Origin of the sequence: Acinetobacter bereziniae (assembly GCF_016576965.1) — a bacterium.
GTDB classification, from domain to species: Bacteria; Pseudomonadota; Gammaproteobacteria; order Pseudomonadales; family Moraxellaceae; genus Acinetobacter; species Acinetobacter bereziniae.
Genome location: NZ_CP066119.1, coordinates 4,112,954 through 4,129,700 on the forward strand (window position 1 = coordinate 4,112,954; position 16,747 = coordinate 4,129,700).

General features: G+C 39.8%; 18 protein-coding genes. 11 read left to right on the forward strand and 7 right to left on the reverse strand.

The window, feature by feature from the left end:
* Positions 1-109: 109 nt before the first annotated feature.
* On the reverse strand, positions 110-967 hold the full coding sequence (locus I9192_RS19180) for a 23S rRNA (adenine(2030)-N(6))-methyltransferase RlmJ (RefSeq protein WP_005035691.1): 858 nt from the start codon (positions 965-967) through the stop codon (positions 110-112).
* A gap of 115 nt (positions 968-1,082) precedes the next feature.
* On the opposite strand from I9192_RS19180, the gene I9192_RS19185 reads away from it, so the two are divergent.
* Both I9192_RS19185 and I9192_RS19190 read left to right on the forward strand, forming a co-directional pair.
* Positions 1,083-1,685, forward strand: a complete 603-nt coding sequence (locus tag I9192_RS19185; RefSeq protein WP_005035690.1) for a 2OG-Fe(II) oxygenase — start codon at positions 1,083-1,085, stop codon at positions 1,683-1,685.
* Between the two features lie 188 nt (positions 1,686-1,873).
* Positions 1,874-2,401, forward strand: a complete 528-nt coding sequence (locus I9192_RS19190; protein ID WP_005035689.1) for a hypothetical protein — start codon at positions 1,874-1,876, stop codon at positions 2,399-2,401.
* A 104-nt stretch (positions 2,402-2,505) separates the two neighbouring features.
* Here the strand turns inward: I9192_RS19190 and I9192_RS19195 are convergent, their stop codons facing one another.
* The 4 genes from I9192_RS19195 to I9192_RS19210 form a co-directional block, all read right to left on the reverse strand.
* Positions 2,506-2,763 (reverse strand): DUF2789 family protein, encoded by a 258-nt coding sequence (locus tag I9192_RS19195; protein WP_004826725.1) that lies wholly within the window; start codon positions 2,761-2,763, stop codon positions 2,506-2,508.
* A 235-nt stretch (positions 2,764-2,998) separates the two neighbouring features.
* Positions 2,999-3,985: a malate dehydrogenase gene (locus I9192_RS19200; RefSeq protein ID WP_004826724.1), complete on the reverse strand. Its 987-nt coding sequence runs from the start codon at positions 3,983-3,985 to the stop codon at positions 2,999-3,001.
* Positions 3,986-4,243: 258 nt separating this feature from the next.
* A complete protein-coding gene (locus I9192_RS19205; protein WP_010590786.1) occupies positions 4,244-4,903 on the reverse strand; it encodes a ribonuclease T2 family protein in 660 nt (219 codons plus the stop codon).
* A gap of 37 nt (positions 4,904-4,940) precedes the next feature.
* On the reverse strand, positions 4,941-6,914 hold the full coding sequence (locus tag I9192_RS19210; protein ID WP_005035688.1) for a lytic transglycosylase domain-containing protein: 1,974 nt from the start codon (positions 6,912-6,914) through the stop codon (positions 4,941-4,943).
* Positions 6,915-7,200: 286 nt separating this feature from the next.
* Here I9192_RS19210 and miaB point away from each other — a divergent pair, with 286 nt between their 5' ends.
* Genes miaB through ybeY form a run of 3 tightly spaced genes read left to right on the forward strand, consistent with a single transcriptional unit; the run spans position 7,201 to position 10,298 of the window.
* Positions 7,201-8,655 carry a tRNA (N6-isopentenyl adenosine(37)-C2)-methylthiotransferase MiaB gene (miaB, locus tag I9192_RS19215; protein WP_004826717.1) on the forward strand — a complete coding sequence of 485 codons (1,455 nt, stop codon included), beginning with the start codon at positions 7,201-7,203 and terminating at the stop codon, positions 8,653-8,655.
* 38 nt (positions 8,656-8,693) lie between these two features.
* Complete coding sequence (locus I9192_RS19220; protein WP_005035687.1) at positions 8,694-9,803, forward strand: PhoH family protein; 1,110 nt, start codon at positions 8,694-8,696, stop codon at positions 9,801-9,803.
* A gap of 9 nt (positions 9,804-9,812) precedes the next feature.
* A complete protein-coding gene (gene ybeY, locus I9192_RS19225) occupies positions 9,813-10,298 on the forward strand; it encodes an rRNA maturation RNase YbeY (RefSeq protein ID WP_004826711.1) in 486 nt (161 codons plus the stop codon).
* A gap of 312 nt (positions 10,299-10,610) precedes the next feature.
* On the opposite strand, the gene I9192_RS19230 is transcribed toward ybeY, so the two are convergent.
* Entirely contained in the window at positions 10,611-11,462 is an 852-nt protein-coding gene (locus I9192_RS19230) for a PHP domain-containing protein (protein ID WP_200149998.1), read from the reverse strand.
* A 44-nt stretch (positions 11,463-11,506) separates the two neighbouring features.
* On the opposite strand from I9192_RS19230, the gene I9192_RS19235 reads away from it, so the two are divergent.
* From I9192_RS19235 to mnmC, 4 genes are all read left to right on the forward strand, one after another.
* On the forward strand, positions 11,507-12,121 hold the full coding sequence (locus I9192_RS19235) for an inner membrane-spanning protein YciB (protein WP_004826707.1): 615 nt from the start codon (positions 11,507-11,509) through the stop codon (positions 12,119-12,121).
* 27 nt (positions 12,122-12,148) lie between these two features.
* Positions 12,149-12,451, forward strand: a complete 303-nt coding sequence (locus tag I9192_RS19240; RefSeq protein WP_004826704.1) for a YciI family protein — start codon at positions 12,149-12,151, stop codon at positions 12,449-12,451.
* A gap of 4 nt (positions 12,452-12,455) precedes the next feature.
* Positions 12,456-12,980 (forward strand): hypothetical protein, encoded by a 525-nt coding sequence (locus I9192_RS19245; protein ID WP_004826701.1) that lies wholly within the window; start codon positions 12,456-12,458, stop codon positions 12,978-12,980.
* A 285-nt stretch (positions 12,981-13,265) separates the two neighbouring features.
* Positions 13,266-15,176: an FAD-dependent 5-carboxymethylaminomethyl-2-thiouridine(34) oxidoreductase MnmC gene (gene mnmC / locus I9192_RS19250; RefSeq protein WP_200149999.1), complete on the forward strand. Its 1,911-nt coding sequence runs from the start codon at positions 13,266-13,268 to the stop codon at positions 15,174-15,176.
* Positions 15,177-15,217: 41 nt separating this feature from the next.
* Here mnmC and I9192_RS19255 read toward each other — a convergent pair whose 3' ends face one another.
* Positions 15,218-15,532 (reverse strand): rhodanese-like domain-containing protein, encoded by a 315-nt coding sequence (locus I9192_RS19255; protein WP_005035678.1) that lies wholly within the window; start codon positions 15,530-15,532, stop codon positions 15,218-15,220.
* Between the two features lie 91 nt (positions 15,533-15,623).
* On the opposite strand from I9192_RS19255, the gene I9192_RS19260 reads away from it, so the two are divergent.
* On the forward strand, positions 15,624-16,112 hold the full coding sequence (locus tag I9192_RS19260) for a YajQ family cyclic di-GMP-binding protein (RefSeq protein WP_004826694.1): 489 nt from the start codon (positions 15,624-15,626) through the stop codon (positions 16,110-16,112).
* Positions 16,113-16,140: 28 nt separating this feature from the next.
* Complete coding sequence (locus I9192_RS19265; RefSeq protein ID WP_005035676.1) at positions 16,141-16,644, forward strand: DUF4442 domain-containing protein; 504 nt, start codon at positions 16,141-16,143, stop codon at positions 16,642-16,644.
* Positions 16,645-16,747: the final 103 nt, after the last annotated feature.

Genomic DNA, 16,747 nt, shown 5'->3' on the forward strand with positions numbered 1-16,747 from the left:
TTTTATCACATTCATTTCTAAGTGAAATTGATACGAATTACTCAAATTATTTGGTCATAATTTGTAATTCGCATCATTATTCACCTTTCTAGCTATTGCCAGAAATGAATTATTCGCCCACCAACCAACGCACAGCAGCATGCCCACCATTTTCACTCATGCGCAAATGTGGGAATAACCATTGCAATGCTTCATCCGCATCTTCAGAAAATTTCCATGGTGGATTGATGACCAACAAACCACAACCATTTAATCCAACTGGTGTATCGTCGGGCCATACACAAACTTCACAAATTAACTGACGGCGAATCCCTGTTTTAATCATTTTCTTTTCAAAACGTTCAATCATGGCACGGTCTTTGATCGGATACCAAATTGCGAATACACCTGTAGACCATTTTTTATATGCAGCAGCGATTAATTCAACCAGTTGCGGAAAGTCTTTACGTTCTAACTCATAAGGTGGATCAATCATCACCAAACCACGTTTTTCTTTTGGTGGAATTACCCCTAAAAGCCCTTCGTATGCATCACGTTCATGCAAGCCTGCACGTTTGTCGCGGATATTAAAATACAATTGCTGAAACACATCACGCTGCATTTCAAAGATTGTTGCCTTGTCTATATCTCGCATTGCTTCAAGTGCAAACCAAGGTGAGCCTGGATAAGCACCTTTTCCAGAACCTGCACGCATATCTTCAACCACTTTGAGGTATTGTTTTACCCCTTCTGGTGCATTGCGTTTAATTGAATCATCAAGCTTAACGAGACGGTGAATGCCCGTTAAGAATTCACCTGATTTTTGCGCTTCAGATGTAGATAAATCGTATTTGCCCGCACCACCATGTGTATCTATATAACGATAGGGTTTGTCTTTAGCATTGAGACGTGTCAATAGTTGGAGCAATAACACATGTTTCATGACATCGGCAAAGTTGCCTGCATGGAAATGGTGACGGTAATTCATGTTTCGATTAATTCCTGAGTTCAATGGTTATTTTAACACGAAAAAATATTTCTTCACTGTCCATCGTTTGTTCTAATATAGCAACAGCCCCTCAAACACTAATTTTTGGTTATTTATGGAAGCACTTTCCCTCCCAAAGTCATGGAATGTTGATCAAATTCTTGATGATTTAGATCAACATGGATTTACTGTTATTGACCATGCCTACCCGGCTGAATATGTACAACAATTGATGCAAGAGTGTACCGAAAATTTAAACCGTTTCCGTGATGCGGCAATTCAAAATGGTGTAATCAGCAAAATTCGCAGTGATCATATTTTATGGATCAATGAAGATTTAGAAATTGCTCAACAGCATATCCAAGCGTTGCAACAGCTCGTTCAAATTTTCAATGCAACATTTTACTTGGGAATCAAAGAAATCGAAGCTCATTTTGCTTGCTATAACGCAGGCGAGTTTTATGCCTTGCATCGAGATAATCCTCAAGGCAAAAATGGTCGTATGATTTCTACAGTGTATTATTTACATAATGAATGGCAGGATAACTGGGGAGGTAAATTGCATTTACAAGACAAAAATAATGTATGGCATACTTTAGAACCCAAACCCAATCGAATCGCCTTATTCCAAAGCGACTTATTGCATGAAGTTCTTGAAGCTAAACATCAACGACTTTCAATTACAGCATGGCTCAGAAGCGATACCCCTATCCTATAAGTGCTTTAACGAAAAGATCAGCCATATTGCAAGTTCTTGTAGTTATAAAAGCTTTTAGGACTATTGAATAGCTTTGACCATTTTGGTCTTGAGTATTTAAATATGCAACGCTCCATCTCAAAGTAATTGGCTTTAAATTATTGAAATAAACCTCATAATAGAGTGTAGAAATTAAGAGGATTCAGCATATGTTTGATAATACAAAACAAATCATCTCGCGTATTGGTGAAACTGATCAATTGTATTTGTCAGGCAATACACCTGAACTTGCACTTGAACGTGGTGATCTACGTTTACAGTTAGTCACGCAAAGTCATTCAAAACAGGAACAGATACATTTTTTACAAGAAGCGATTGTATTGCTTGAAACTGCGCGTCTGGAATACGAAGAAATGCCGATGTCATTGTATATACAGCTTTCTTTGCATTTAGCCAAAGCCTATATGATTTACTTTGAACTGACTAAAGAATCGCGTTATGCCCTGATCACACAGCAAATCTTGAAACCGATGACTCAACATGAGCATGCGGATATTTACTTTATGTTGGCTTATGCTTCTGTAAGCAAGCATGATTTTGCTTTGACTCGTCATTGGTTAAATAAATATATCAAAACTGCAGATTTTGATTTAACACTACTTCGACAACATCATGCTTTTCAACCTGTTCGAAGTGAACATTGGTTCAGCCAAATGATCCAAAGTAAATTACATTAAGCATTTAGTGTAAAGTCACCATGACATGAACTGGCAAACCATAAAAAAAGAAAAGATGGCTAGTGTAGCCATCTTTTTTGTTGCGCTTGGGAAAAGTGAAAGCGTTAAGCTGTTTGTAATTTATAAGCATCTAAATGGAGTTGTTGGTTTAACTCGTCAATCCAAATTGCCCAATCATCATCTTGCACCAAATGACTGATTAATAAATCACGCTGAGATCTATTCCAAAATGGTGCTTCATGTAGAGACACATTTGCGGGTAGCTGGTGGGTTCGTACATAAAGTTCAATCGCTGCTGAACTATTGGCTAAACCCAGTTGGGAAAACAGTAACTCTAAGGATGGTTTGTTCGTCCTGAGCATATCGCCCTCCTTATATAAGTTTATTTGTCATTAGATATACAATTAACTTATAAGAAAGGTCATACAAAAGATAGTTGTATTTTTGGTTTTCTTGTTTCAATTTGTGATTAAAATTCAAACAAAGCTTGCTTCAACAGACAGTATTTCATTGTATTGTGTTGAATTTCACCAATAAAAAAGCACTCTATGTAGAGTGCTTTTTCAAAACTAATCTTAAATAGATTAAATTTTTTAATTATTTAAGCATATCTGCAATTGCAGCACGCTCTTCTTCAAGTTCTTGAAGTGTTTTATCCATACGTTCACGGCTGAATGCGTCAATTTCTAAGCCTTCAACACGTTTGTATTCGCCATTTTCACAAGTTACTGGAACACCGTAGATTACGCCTTCAGGAATACCATAAGAACCGTCTGAAGGAATACCCATCGTTACCCATTCGCCATTTGTGCCGAGTGCCCAATCACGCATATGGTCGATTGCAGCATTTGCAGCAGAAGCAGCAGAAGAAAGACCACGTGCTTCGATGATCGCAGCACCACGTTTACCAACAGTTGGAAGGAATACGTTTGCGTTCCAATCAGCATCGTTGATTTTGTCTTTTAAGTTTTCGCCATTTGCAGTTGCAAAACGGTAGTCAGCATACATTGTTGGAGAGTGGTTGCCCCAAACTGTAAGGTTTTTGATGTCAGCTACAGCAACACCAGCTTTTTGAGCAATTTGAGTTAACGCACGGTTGTGGTCAAGACGTAACATTGCAGTAAAGTTTTTCGCTGGAAGGTCTGGAGCAGATTTCATTGCGATATAAGCATTTGTATTTGCAGGGTTACCTACAACAAGTACTTTTACATCACGGCTTGCTACTTCGTTAAGCGCTTGACCTTGACCAATGAAGATTTCACCGTTCACTTTCAACAAGTCAGCACGTTCCATACCAGGACCGCGTGGACGTGAACCAACCAATAACGCGTAGTCAGCATCTTTAAATGCAACTTTTGGATCATCAGTACCGATCATGCCAGCCAATAATGGGAAAGCACAGTCATCTAATTCCATCATTACGCCTTTAAGCGCAGCTTGAGCTTTCTCAAATGGAACTTCTAACAATTGCAAAATAACGGGTTGGTCTTTACCAAGCATTTCACCGCTAGCGATACGGAATAATAAGCTGTAACCGATTTGACCAGCTGCGCCAGTAACGGCAACGCGAACAGGTTGCTTCATGTAATTATCTCCAATGAGGATCGTTAATGTGATTAAACGGTTAAATCCGTTTTAATCGAATTATCATAAACGGCAAAGATTGTACTCCAATCCTTTAACACTTGCATGTAAAAGAGAATGAATTTCAACAAAAGTATGATAGGAAATATAAATAAAATAGCTCAAAAAGAATGGGTTCTAACGACAATTCAACTTTGTTTGTGAGTATATCTGCTTTTCAGGGATGACCAGACACAAAATCTAAAATACCAACAGCGGCTAATATGTACCCTTGATTGAGAATGTATTTGGGCAATTTGAAACAATATGATTCGAGCATTGTTTATACTGCCCATTGACCCGATAACACACTTGAACTTCAGTTAATACTGGATTTGATGATGAACTTTGACAAGTGAAGCGAATACTATCGTTGTTCATTCCTGGGTTTAATCTTACAAATTGTGTTTTTAAAGCATTGTGCTGAACGTTTTTATTTTCTGAACTGGTCAAGTCTGCTGGAATTTTAAGTCGATCAGCCAAATTGATAACTGTTCTAAAATACTGACTGGCATTCATCGGGACACATCCCCCCACACTCCGCCAAAGTTGAATGCGGGCATTTTCCTCTGGCATCACTCGAGCTACGACCTTTGCCTGTAAGGGCGTTAAGCTTGCAGATGAATTGGTGGTGCAATTTCTCTCAGTTGTTTCGGGCAATAAACCTGAAATCGTTAATGAATATCCTTCTAAACATTTGCGTTGTTTTTGTTTAGACGAATCCAAGGCACAAACCGCTGGCGTCAATTGCACCTGCATCACATAACCTTGTAATTGCGGTGCTGCATGCAACGGCACATTGACCAAAAAAAATCCCGCACAGCATACAGTCAATGCCATGCAAAACTTCTTTAATTTACGAAAAATATTGAAAATCATTGATTTACCAACAAAGTTTCATCCAAGTTTAAAGCGATTATTGCGATACACGAGTTGGAATCACAGGCATACGACTTTCAATGGCTTGAGGTCCTTGTCCTAATAAAATTCCATAATGCGCAGCATTGGTCATCACATTTTTTACATAGTCACGAGTCTCATTCAAAGGAATTGACTCTGTATACTGATCTGCTGAAAGATTTTGATAATCAGGTTGCCAACGTTTAGCACGGTTTGGTCCAGCGTTATAACCTGCTGTTGCCAAAACTGGATTACTGCTTAATTGCCCATGAATCATTGACAAATAGAAAGTACCATAACGAATATTAGTATTGGCATCACTGAGTGCAGCAGGATTATATGTTTCACCCATCTGTCTTGCCACCAATTTTGCCGTGCCTGGCATGATTTGCATCAAACCGCCCGCACCTACATGTGAACGAGCAGCGGTGACAAAACGACTTTCTTGGCGCATTAAACCATATGCCCAAGCAGGGTCAATCCCAGCATTTCGACTATGGCTAACGACTAAAGATTGATGTGGTGTCGCATAACGATAGGTATAGTTATGTTTTTTCTCTGTACGTTCTGCCGCATAAATTGCCCGATCATACCAGCCCATATCAGTGGCACGTTTTGCAGCAGCAAGCAGCAAGCCATCATCATGCTTCAAGTATGCCTGACGTACAGCCCAATTCCATTCTCTATTGGTATAGGTTGCTGGGGCATTGATATTACGTAAAGTAAACGCACGACGAAAATGAATATCACTATTTAGACGTTGTTGATCGTCTGTCGAGGGTTGCTCTCTTGCTGGGCTATCATTATATTTTTGCCCCAAATGATCTTTGGCAAGCAAATTATGATAATCATCGCCTGACATAGCCAAACGCTGATAAATCTCACGTGCTGTTCTTTTCGATTGCGCATCACTACGTTGTTCAGACGCACGTGCTAACCAATATTGCCAACGATCTTCTTGTTTTTGCGTGACGCTCATACTGTCAATTGCACGAATCACACTTTCCCACGCACCAAATCGTATCGCTTGGCGTGCATACACCTCAGCTTCTTCAGCGCTAAAAGGCACACCATAACTGGCATCAAAGTTTTGCAGCACTTCGCGATTAAAATTATTTTTCATGACTGTTGTGCCACCTATATAGCCCACAGTACGATAAATATATTTTTGCACATCTTCTGGCACACCCTGAACCAACTTAGGTACAGACTGCAAAGCACTGGTTAAATCTGTATCCGCTGCACGACCCAAGGCATACACTAAATAGGCATAATCTTGCACATTCGTTTTCGGTGCTGACCATAAGTAATTGAGTGGATTTGCTTGAATTTGATTTAACTGGGTCAAAGATAAATTAATACCAATTGATTGTGCTGTCGCTATAGCCAAACCAGATTGTCCTGCTCTTAATTGTGCATAAAGACGTTGTTGACGATCTTGTGTCGTCATCAGTGGACTAGACAACATCATCCGCCCCAAACCATTACAAGATTCAGGTTGAGTGTTGGTCGTCAGCCAAACATCTTTGAATTCGGCAAAAACCAAGGCATCGCCTGTTTTGGCACGAACTTGTGCGACTGCACAGCGTTCTGCTTGGTCTGGATTGGTCACATATTGCAATACGGGTTGGGCGCTTGAAAAATCTGCCTGTTTGACTTTTTCTTCCACATAGTCTGCCGCTAGCTTTTCAGCCATTGCCGATTGTGGGTAACGTTGCGCAAAGCTAATAATGTTGCCAGCAGGTTGAAAAGCAAGATTAGCATTCAACATCCAATATTCAGGATAGTAGCCTAAAGCATCATTTTGCATTGAAACACGGTACTGTTCTAAAGCACTCGAATTATTCGCATTACGCAAAGCATCATTAAACTGCTCTTCAGCAGCATAAGTCACTTGCAGGCTTGTGCATGCAACTGTGCCTAAAAGGTAAAGTTTTAATTTATTTTGCTTAAGTTGCTGCTTTAACACCGTTTTTCTCTCAACCTGCATGATGTGCCTTAACTTGCTGATGCACTTATTTGTGCCTAGTTTAATTATTCTAATCCATTTCTACTGTTGTGTTATGTAACCTCATGATTCATCATTAATAATCTATTCTGTTTTTCTTGATTTTTTTCATTTGTGTTCCTCACTGTTCTTAAGCTAGCGGTGATATTTAAATATTTCCCTGAATTCCATTTAAATGCTGTAAAATAGCGCGCCTTTTGCAAGTCTGTTAAAATAACAAACTCAATGCGAATTTAAAATTCCCTTTATTCATAGGATAGACCCCTCCATGACGGTTCAAACCTTCATTCCAAATGGTGCCAAAGCTGCCTCAGAAAACACTGTAACCCAGCCACAGCACACCCCAGCCGACGGTACGGTTAAAAAACTGTATATCGAAACGCAAGGGTGTCAGATGAATGAGTATGACAGTCATCGTATGGCAGATCTTTTAGGCGACTCACACGGTTATGTGCTCACAAGCGATCCAAGTGATGCAGATATTCTACTGATGAATACTTGTTCAATCCGTGAAAAAGCCCAAGAAAAAGTATTTTCGGAATTAGGACGCTGGCGCAAACTTAAAGAAAAAAATCCTGATCTTGTTATTGGTGTCGGCGGTTGTGTTGCTTCACAAGAAGGTGACAACATCCAAAAGCGTGCGCCTTATGTTGATATGGTTTTTGGTCCACAAACTTTGCATCGTTTACCGCAAATGTTAGATCAACATGTTGATCAAATTGAAAAACCTAAAAAAGATAAAATCAAGCTGGTGGATATCTCATTCCCTGACATTGAAAAGTTCGACTTTTTGCCTGAACCGCGCGTAGAAGGCTACAAAGCATTCGTTTCTATCATGGAAGGCTGTTCGAAATATTGTTCATTTTGCGTAGTTCCCTACACACGTGGTGAAGAAGTATCTCGTCCTCTGGATGATGTCTTGGCAGAAATTGCAGGTTTGGCTGAAAAAGGTGTGCGTGAAATTAGCCTACTGGGTCAAAATGTGAATGGTTATCGTGGTGAGACCTTTGAAGGCGAAATTTGCACATTCGCAGATTTATTGCGTCTTGTTGCAGAAATTCCAGGTATTGGTCGCTTACGTTATACCACCTCACATCCGCTCGAATTTAATGACGATTTGATCCAATGCTATCGCGACTTACCACAAATGGTTTCACATTTGCACTTACCTGTGCAAAGTGGCTCAAATGATGTTTTACAAGCGATGAAACGTAATCACACCATTGATGTTTATATCGAAAAAATTGCCAAATTGCGCAAAGTTCGCCCAGATATGCATTTATCTTCAGATTTCATCATCGGTTTTCCGGGGGAAACAGATGCGCATTTTGAAGAGACTTACCAGTTTATCCAAGATTTAGACTTTGACCATTCTTACAGTTTTGTATATTCAAAGCGTCCAGGCACACCTGCATCTGAATTACCAGATGACACACCTGATGAAGTGAAAAAGGAGCGTTTAGCCAAAGTTCAGCATTGGATTAAGCAATCCAGTATCCGTAAAACAGATGCTATGTTGGGCACTATTCAACGCGTTTTGGTTGAGAATGTTTCGAACAAAGATCCAAATTTATTGGTGGGTACAGCCGACAATACACGTTTAGTAACATTTGTAGGTGATGCCTCTTGGGTCGGACGCTTTGCAGAGATTGAGATTACGGAGATTAAGACCTTAAATTTAGTTTACGGAGAACTCTTGAATCTTGAGCCTGACGTGGCGTAATGTAAGGGTATAGACTTTACTTTTAAAAAGGATATCTCTTGACTGCAGCGATTCGACGTACAGTAGCTTTTCCAGGTATTTCAGTTGAACGTTTAAAAAGCATGCTTGGTGCTTATAACGGTCATCTGAAACAAATCGAACAACGTTTAAATGTCAGTATTTCACACCGTGGCGACAGCTTTTATATTGATGGTGAATTAGAAGCAGTGGAGCGAGTTGAAGGCTTATTGCAGCGTTTGCATGCTGAAGCTGAACTCTCTCAAGAAATCAGTGCTGATACGATCCATTTAATGATTCAAGGCAGTCAAACTGACCGCGAGTTACAAGAAGACCTTTCGGACAATGAGCACACAGGCTTAGATGAAGTCTGGTTGCAAACCCGCAAAGGTCGAATTAATCCTCGTGGTGCCAATCAAAAGCGTTATGTACAACGCATTTTACAGAGTGATATTTCTTTCGGGATCGGTCCTGCGGGTACAGGGAAAACCTATCTTGCCGTTGCTGCCGCTGTCGACATGCTCGAACGCAACGAAATTCAACGTATTCTTTTGGTTCGCCCTGCTGTTGAAGCTGGTGAAAAATTGGGCTTTTTACCCGGTGACTTGAGTCAAAAGATCGATCCTTATTTACGTCCACTCTATGATGCACTCTATGAGATGCTTGGCTTTGAAAAAGTTGCAAAACTTATCGAACGCCAAGTCATTGAAGTCGCACCACTTGCCTATATGCGTGGTCGAACATTAAACCACTCATTCGTGATTTTAGATGAAGCTCAGAACACCACGCCAGAACAGATGAAAATGTTCTTAACGCGACTAGGTTTTGGTTCTCGTGCAGTCATCACAGGTGATATTACACAGGTCGATTTACCACGAGGACAACAGTCTGGTCTGGCACACGCCTTACGAATCATCGAAAAAATCAAGGAAATTCATATCACACGTTTCCATTCTCGGGATGTGGTTCGTCATCAGCTGGTACAGAAAATCGTCGAAGCTTATGAGGGATGGGACAGTGAACAATATCGTTTAAGTGCTGAAGCACGTGCTGAACGTAAAGCGCGTCAGGAAGCCTTAATTGCTGAAAATGATTCTGCGGCAGATGCTCAACACCAAGACGCAGTTGCTTCAAATCAGGAAAATGTTTAAGGATTGTTTTTGAAACTTAGCTTATCGTTACAACAATCGTTTGAAGCACCAACTCTGGTGCTCAAACGTGCCTATTTAAAGAAAGTCATTGAAACCACTTTACGTCATATCGAAGTTGATCAAGATTGTGAAATTGGAATCGCTTGTGTAGATAATGACGAAAGCCATCAGTTAAACGCTGAATATCGAAAAAAAGACAAACCCACCAATGTGTTGTCTTTTCCAAGTGATATCCCTGAAGAAGTGCTACCACTTTTGGATGCGTTACCTTTAGGTGATTTAGTCATTTGTATCCCGGTGGTGTTGCAAGAAGCCATTGAACAGCAAAAAACGCCGATTGAACATTTTACCCATATGTTGGTTCATGGAACACTGCACTTGATGGGTTATGATCATGAAACTTCAGACCAAGATGCCGAAGAAATGGAAGCATTAGAAATCGAAATATTAAACAAACTTGGTTTCGAAAATCCCTATTCCGTAAAGGAAGATTGATCTTCCAATCAAACTGAAATCCTTCTAAAAAGAAGGATTTTTTATTTCATCAATACAGTACCTATGCACATCATTACTACGCACCACTCGCACGCATAGCGATACCTTAGAATCACCAAATATAAATCAACCTAAGCATATAGTTTGGTATTTTTCATCATAGATGGTCGTACTTACATATGACATGTGGATGCCTTCCAATGCATGGAAGACTCCAAATATATGAATTGTAGCGCTCACACAGCATCAGTAAATCCTAAGCACCAGCGACACAAAATATTTTAGACTGCACGTTTAAGACTTCAAAAAATATTATCGAAAACTTTCCCAAATTCCAATTTGACCTTCTTTCACGTGTGGAATATTGCCCAGTTTAATCCAGGGCATATTATCTCCATGAAAATCACTGCCTACTGAAACCTTTAATGCATGTTCAGCAATCATTCGATCAACCATTTGGCGTGTTGAAGCGGTTTCAATCGCAGGAGGTAACTCAATAGCATCGCCCCCGTGTTGAGCAAATAATTCAATCAAATATCGAATATTGGTTGCTGATAAATCATAGCGTGTAGGATGTGCCAATACCGCAAAGCCCTGACTTTCATGAATCACCTGTATGGTTTCTGCCAAGCCTAAACCATCAAACTTCACATAAGCTTTTTTGCCCTCTTTGATATATTTATCAAATGCTTGCTGTGCGCGCTGCACAATGCCCTTTTCAACCAATGTTTTCGCAATATGCGTTCGTGTAATTCGATCAGGCTCACCATCTACCTTTGCCACAACATCGGCATAAATATCTTGGTAAATCAAAGGAATCAACAACTCACAAATTTCCTTTGCTCGTTCGGCACGAATTTTTTTCTGTGCGGTTAAAAGCCGTTGTAAAGGTTCAGGATTTTGCATATTGAGTGCAACGATATGTACGCCATAACTCTTTTTTGTGGCGGGTCTAGACCACTGACTCGATATTTCTACACCTGAAATGATTTGAATTGGTTGATTTTTTGCAAATTGTTCAGCTTGTATTAAGCCATCCATGCTATCGTGGTCCGTCAAGGCAAGCGTATGTATGCCTTTCTCGATGGCAGCTTCAACCAGTAATGCTGGTGTTAAAGTTCCATCAGAAATATTACTGTGAGTATGTAAATCTATGCCTTGCATCTTTTATACTATCCCATCAACCTGAACAGACTAGATACTTTAACATGAAAGCACTTTTAGACTTTGTGCCCCTCATAATTTTCTTTTATTTATACAAAACGGTTGATCCCAAAGATGTTGATCATCCCTTACTACAGTTGATCGGCTCAGCAGGTGGTGTAAATAACAATAACATTCTTGTTGCAACAACAGGTTTGATTATTTCAATGCTTGTTGTCTATGGTGCTTTATTCATTTCACAAAAATTCCGTCTGGATAAACAACAATGGTTTGTTTTATTTATGACTGTGATTTTTGGTGGAATCACTTTAATGTTAAGTGATGACTTCTATATTCGCTTAAAAGCTGCAATTCTGAATTTAGTTTTTGCAGGCGCTTTCTTGCTTTCTCCTTATTTTGGTAAAGATAAAAAACCACTCATTCAACGACTATTTGGTCCGGTTTTAGACCTGACTGAAAAAGGTTGGAAAAATTTAAACTTTGCTTGGGCAGCGATGTTCATTGTGATGTCAGGTTTACATGTTTTCTTTGCTTTTTTATTTGCAGGCGGCAAATATTGGGGAGAATTTACAGCATTTGGTGACATGATTGTGATGTTTTCCTTTATCATTATCCAGTTTGTTATATTACGAAAACACTTCAAGTCAGGCGACGAATAAAGTGTTTTAGAAAAATCGAGAAATATCATGCCATTATTTGTAATTACCTGTACTGATCAAGAAGGTACAGTAGAAAAACGTCTTGCTGTACGTCCACAGCATTTGGCTCGACTAGAAAAATTAGATGCTGAAGGTCGTGTTATTGTGGCTGGAGCAATGCCCGTTGATCGTGAAAATCCCCAAGCAGGTTTTTATGGCAGTACGATGATTCTTGATTTTGAAAGTCGTGAGGCATTAGATGAATGGCTGAAAGACGAACCTTTCCTTAAAGAAGGAATTTATCGTCATATCGATGTTAAGCCATTCAATAAAGCATTACCTAAGGGATAACAAAATGCGCGTTGTCGTTCAAAGCTTACTTCGTCTGACTTTAAGTTCTACGATACTTCTATCTCCTATGTTATGGGCAGAGCCAACACAGGCACTCACAGCTCAAACAACGACAGCAGCGCCTTCCGCTCAGGCGAACCCAACTGTCGCGCCACCAAAACCCAATATCATTCCTGCAGTTGCTGGTGCAAATGCTACAGTTCAAACTCAGGCACAGGCACAAGAAAATAAACCTTTGACTGCTGAACAAATTGTCAAGGAAAAAGCGTCTCAAGATGCCAAAGTCAAGGCTTTAGTTAAAGACCAAGCAACTCGGTTGCAACAGCTTGAAAAAGCCAATTTAGAAGCCTTGGCGCAGAACCAAGAGTTACAATTGAAAAATGATAATCTTGGAGTGCAGGTTCAAGTCCTACAAAGTGAACAAAGCGCACAAATGTTTTTATATGGTGCAGCTACCATTGCCGTGGGTGTATTACTTGGCTTTTTAATCGCAAGCTATATCTATACCAAACGCCGTCGTCAGTGGTAAACCACGATCAAGACCGCATTCATCCAGATACTCTAATGCCCTCCACGTATAAAAGTTGTTTTCGACATTTTTATGCCTGCAGGGCATTCTTATTGAAATATGTTTTAGAACAGCTAGACTACATTTAAATGCGATTTACCTACTGGAAAAAGTTGTAAATAGTATCTAGCGTCAAATCAAGTGTTGTAAATCTCCGTGATCTGTTGGCATCATAATGCTCTATCATTTTGAATATGAATAATTTCAAGCGTTCTCCACATCTCAATCATTAAAAGGTAATTCACGTTGTCAAATGCCATTCAAACTGCCGACTTAGACTGGCAATGTGTTGATGGAATTGAAGTTCCAATTTCAAAACAATTTGGTGATGTCTATTTTTCAAAAGACAATGGACTACTAGAAACACGACATGTTTTTTTGAATGGCAATGACCTTGAAACCAGACTAGGGGCTTTGCGTGATTTTGAGTATTTTTGTGTAGGTGAGACAGGTTTTGGTACAGGGCTCAATATTCTCGCCTTATGGCAACTTTGGCAACAGGTTCGTCCCGATAATCATAGTCACTTACACATCATCAGCGTCGAAAAGTTCCCACTGTCTAAGCAAGATTTAATCCGTGCTTTAGCAGTCTGGTCTGAGCTAAAAGGTTTTTCACAACAACTGATTGAACAGTACCCCTTACCAATTGCAGGATGCCATCGTTTAAACTTTCCTGAAGCCCGATTTTCAATTGATCTTTGGTTAGGTGATGCACATGATGTCTTTCCCCTTATTGCAAAAACCCATCCCGTCAATGCATGGTTTTTAGATGGTTTTGCGCCTTCATGCAATCCTGACATGTGGGAAGCCAATGTTTTAAACAATCTCATCAGACTTTCTGACATAGGAACAACATTTGCCTCATTCAGTGTAGCAGGCGTGCTTAAGCGCGGTTTAACACAACACGGTATCACCATTTCACGTCCACGTGGTTTTGGACATAAACGCGAGATGTTAAAAGCGATTTGGAATGCGTCTGAGCCCATTGCAGAACAAAGCCAAGAACTACAACTACACAATCATCGCAACTCAACAGATCATTTTGGTCAACGTCAAATTGCGATTATTGGCGCAGGAATTGCGGGTTTAAGTTGTGCATGGGGATTAGCTCAACGTGGACATCAAGTTACGATTTACGAGCAATCTGCCCCATTATCAGGTGCATCTGGTAATCCCTTGGCATTGCTTAATCCAAAACTCAGCCCGATTGAGCAGAGTCCAGAACATTTAATGACCTTAGCTTGGCAATATGCGCTTAATCATTATCAAAATTTTAGTGCCTTTCGTCCGATTGCCGTTCAGCAACTGGCACAAAAAAATCCGGATGAATTACTTCACTTAGCGAGTGAATATCCTCAAGATTTACTTAAAGCACAAACAGCGGAACAACTCGATCTGCACACCCAATACAAAAGTTTGCAGTTGACTCAAGCAGGTTCAGTCTATACGCAACAACTCAAAGATCAAATTCTTGAACATCCGTTGATTCAATTAAAACATGCCAAAATCGAAAATATTACTCAAACAAATGTTCAGCGACTGACCTTATTCGATCATCAGCATAGCCATCTGGGCGACTTTGATCATGTGATTGTTTGCTGTGCCAAAGACAGCCAACATTTTTTTGAAAACTTTCCCTTACTTAAACCCATCCGTGGGCAAGTGAGTTGGCTCAACAACAGTCAACACAAACTCAATCCCAAACATGCTTATAGCTACGGCGGTTATTGCATGCAACTTGATGATCAACAGTTGATCTTAGGCGCTTCTTTTTATCCTAATCGAGATGATACTGAAGTATTAGCGGAAGACCATGTGCATAACTATGATCTTATCCACAGTGTATTTCCACAATATGCAGAAAGGCTCGCACCTGTTGCAGAATGGCATGGTCGTGCATCCGTACGTGCGCAGAGTTTGGATTATTTCCCATTACTCGGAAAAGTTGAGACAGACAAAGAAATTTATACTTTTTCAGGACTGGGTTCTAAAGGTTTTTTATTTGCACCATTGTGTAGTGAAGTTTTGATTGCAATGATTTTAAATGAAGCTTGCCCTGTGCCAGAAGCGCTTTTGAGAAAATTGGATGTCAAACGTTTCAATAAAAAACTAAAACCAAAGAAACCATACTTCAAGCCAAATCATATTGATCGTTAATCACATCTACTGGCAATAAAAAAGCGCCTTTCGGCGCTTTTTTACGAACCTTGTTCTAATGGTAAGCCTGCATCACGTGCAGCACGAGTACCGCCCATAAGCACGACATAATCGCGAGAACCATCTAAACTTTCTAATTTTTCAGCAGCACGAGGTGCCTTACTTCCACCACCACATAAGATGTAGATGGACTGATCCGAATTCACTTGAGTCAAGCTCTCTGCACTTAGGCTATCGATGGGCTGATTTACAGCACCTTTCACATGACCTTCAGCAAAGGCTTTTGCGTCACGAACATCCCAGATAATGGCATCTTCTGGGAACTCAAATGTTGTAATTTCTAATTTACGGATCATTGTGCACTCCTTTGATGTAAACAACACTTGGCAAATGAAGAAAACATCCCTAGCATCTCAGATATTCTTTCTATTTGTAAAGGTCTAAACTATGCCATCTTTCGATATTGTTTCAGAATTAGAGATTTTTGAAGTCAATCATGCGGTTCAAAACACCCAAAAAGAAATTGCTACACGCTTCGACTTCCGTGGTCAGGATGTTTCTATCGAGATCAACGAAAAAGCCAAAGAGATTAAAATCTCAACTGAAAGCGATTTCCAATGTGAACAGGTTTATAGCATGCTTGAAAATCATTTCTTTAAACGTAAAGTTGATATCCAAGCACTTGATCCTCAAAAAATGACGGCTTCAGGTAAGAATGTTATTCAAGTGATCAAACTCAAAGATGGACTTGACTCAGATACCGCAAAAAAAATTAATAAAGCCATTAAAGAAAGCGGCGTCAAAGTGCAATCTTCTATCCAAGGTGACAAGATTCGTGTAACGGATAAAAAGCGCGATACATTACAGCAAGTTATGGCGTTTTTAAAAGAACAACAGTTCGGTGTACCTTTACAATTTAACAACTTCAAAGACTAAAGTCTTTAATAGCCCTATAGGTTAAGACATGACTCAGACCAATCGTTTATCTAAACTTGTAAAAGCGACTTCTAAATTCCCTAAAGGCATTCGTAGTACGCTCTGGAGTAAAGCCTTTGGTCGAGTTGTCCCTATGGTGGGTACAGCCAATATTAAATACCTCGAGGTCAGCTCTTCAAAAGTGGTGGTGGAGATTAAAAACCATCGCGCTATGCAAAATCATATTGGTCAATTACACGCTGTTGCGATGGCATTAATTGCAGAAACAGCCACAGGTTTTGTGACAGGAATGAATGTTCCTGATAGCTCAATTGTATTGATCAAAAGTATGCATATTGACTACAAACGCCCATCTAAGGGTGACATGACAGCAACAGCGACCCTTAGCGCTGAACAAATTTTAGAAATGCAAACGTCTGAAAAGGGTGAAACCCTAGTTCCAGTTACGATTATGGATGAATCAGGCAAAGAACCTGTAGAGTGCCAAATGGTTTGGGCATGGGTATCTAAAGATCGCCTAAAAAATAAATAAATGTAAATAAAACTTACTTTTAAGTAAGTATAAAAATTACTAAAGTCCCCATAATGAATGACGATTGGTCACTATATTCATCAATATTTATTCATCAAGATGA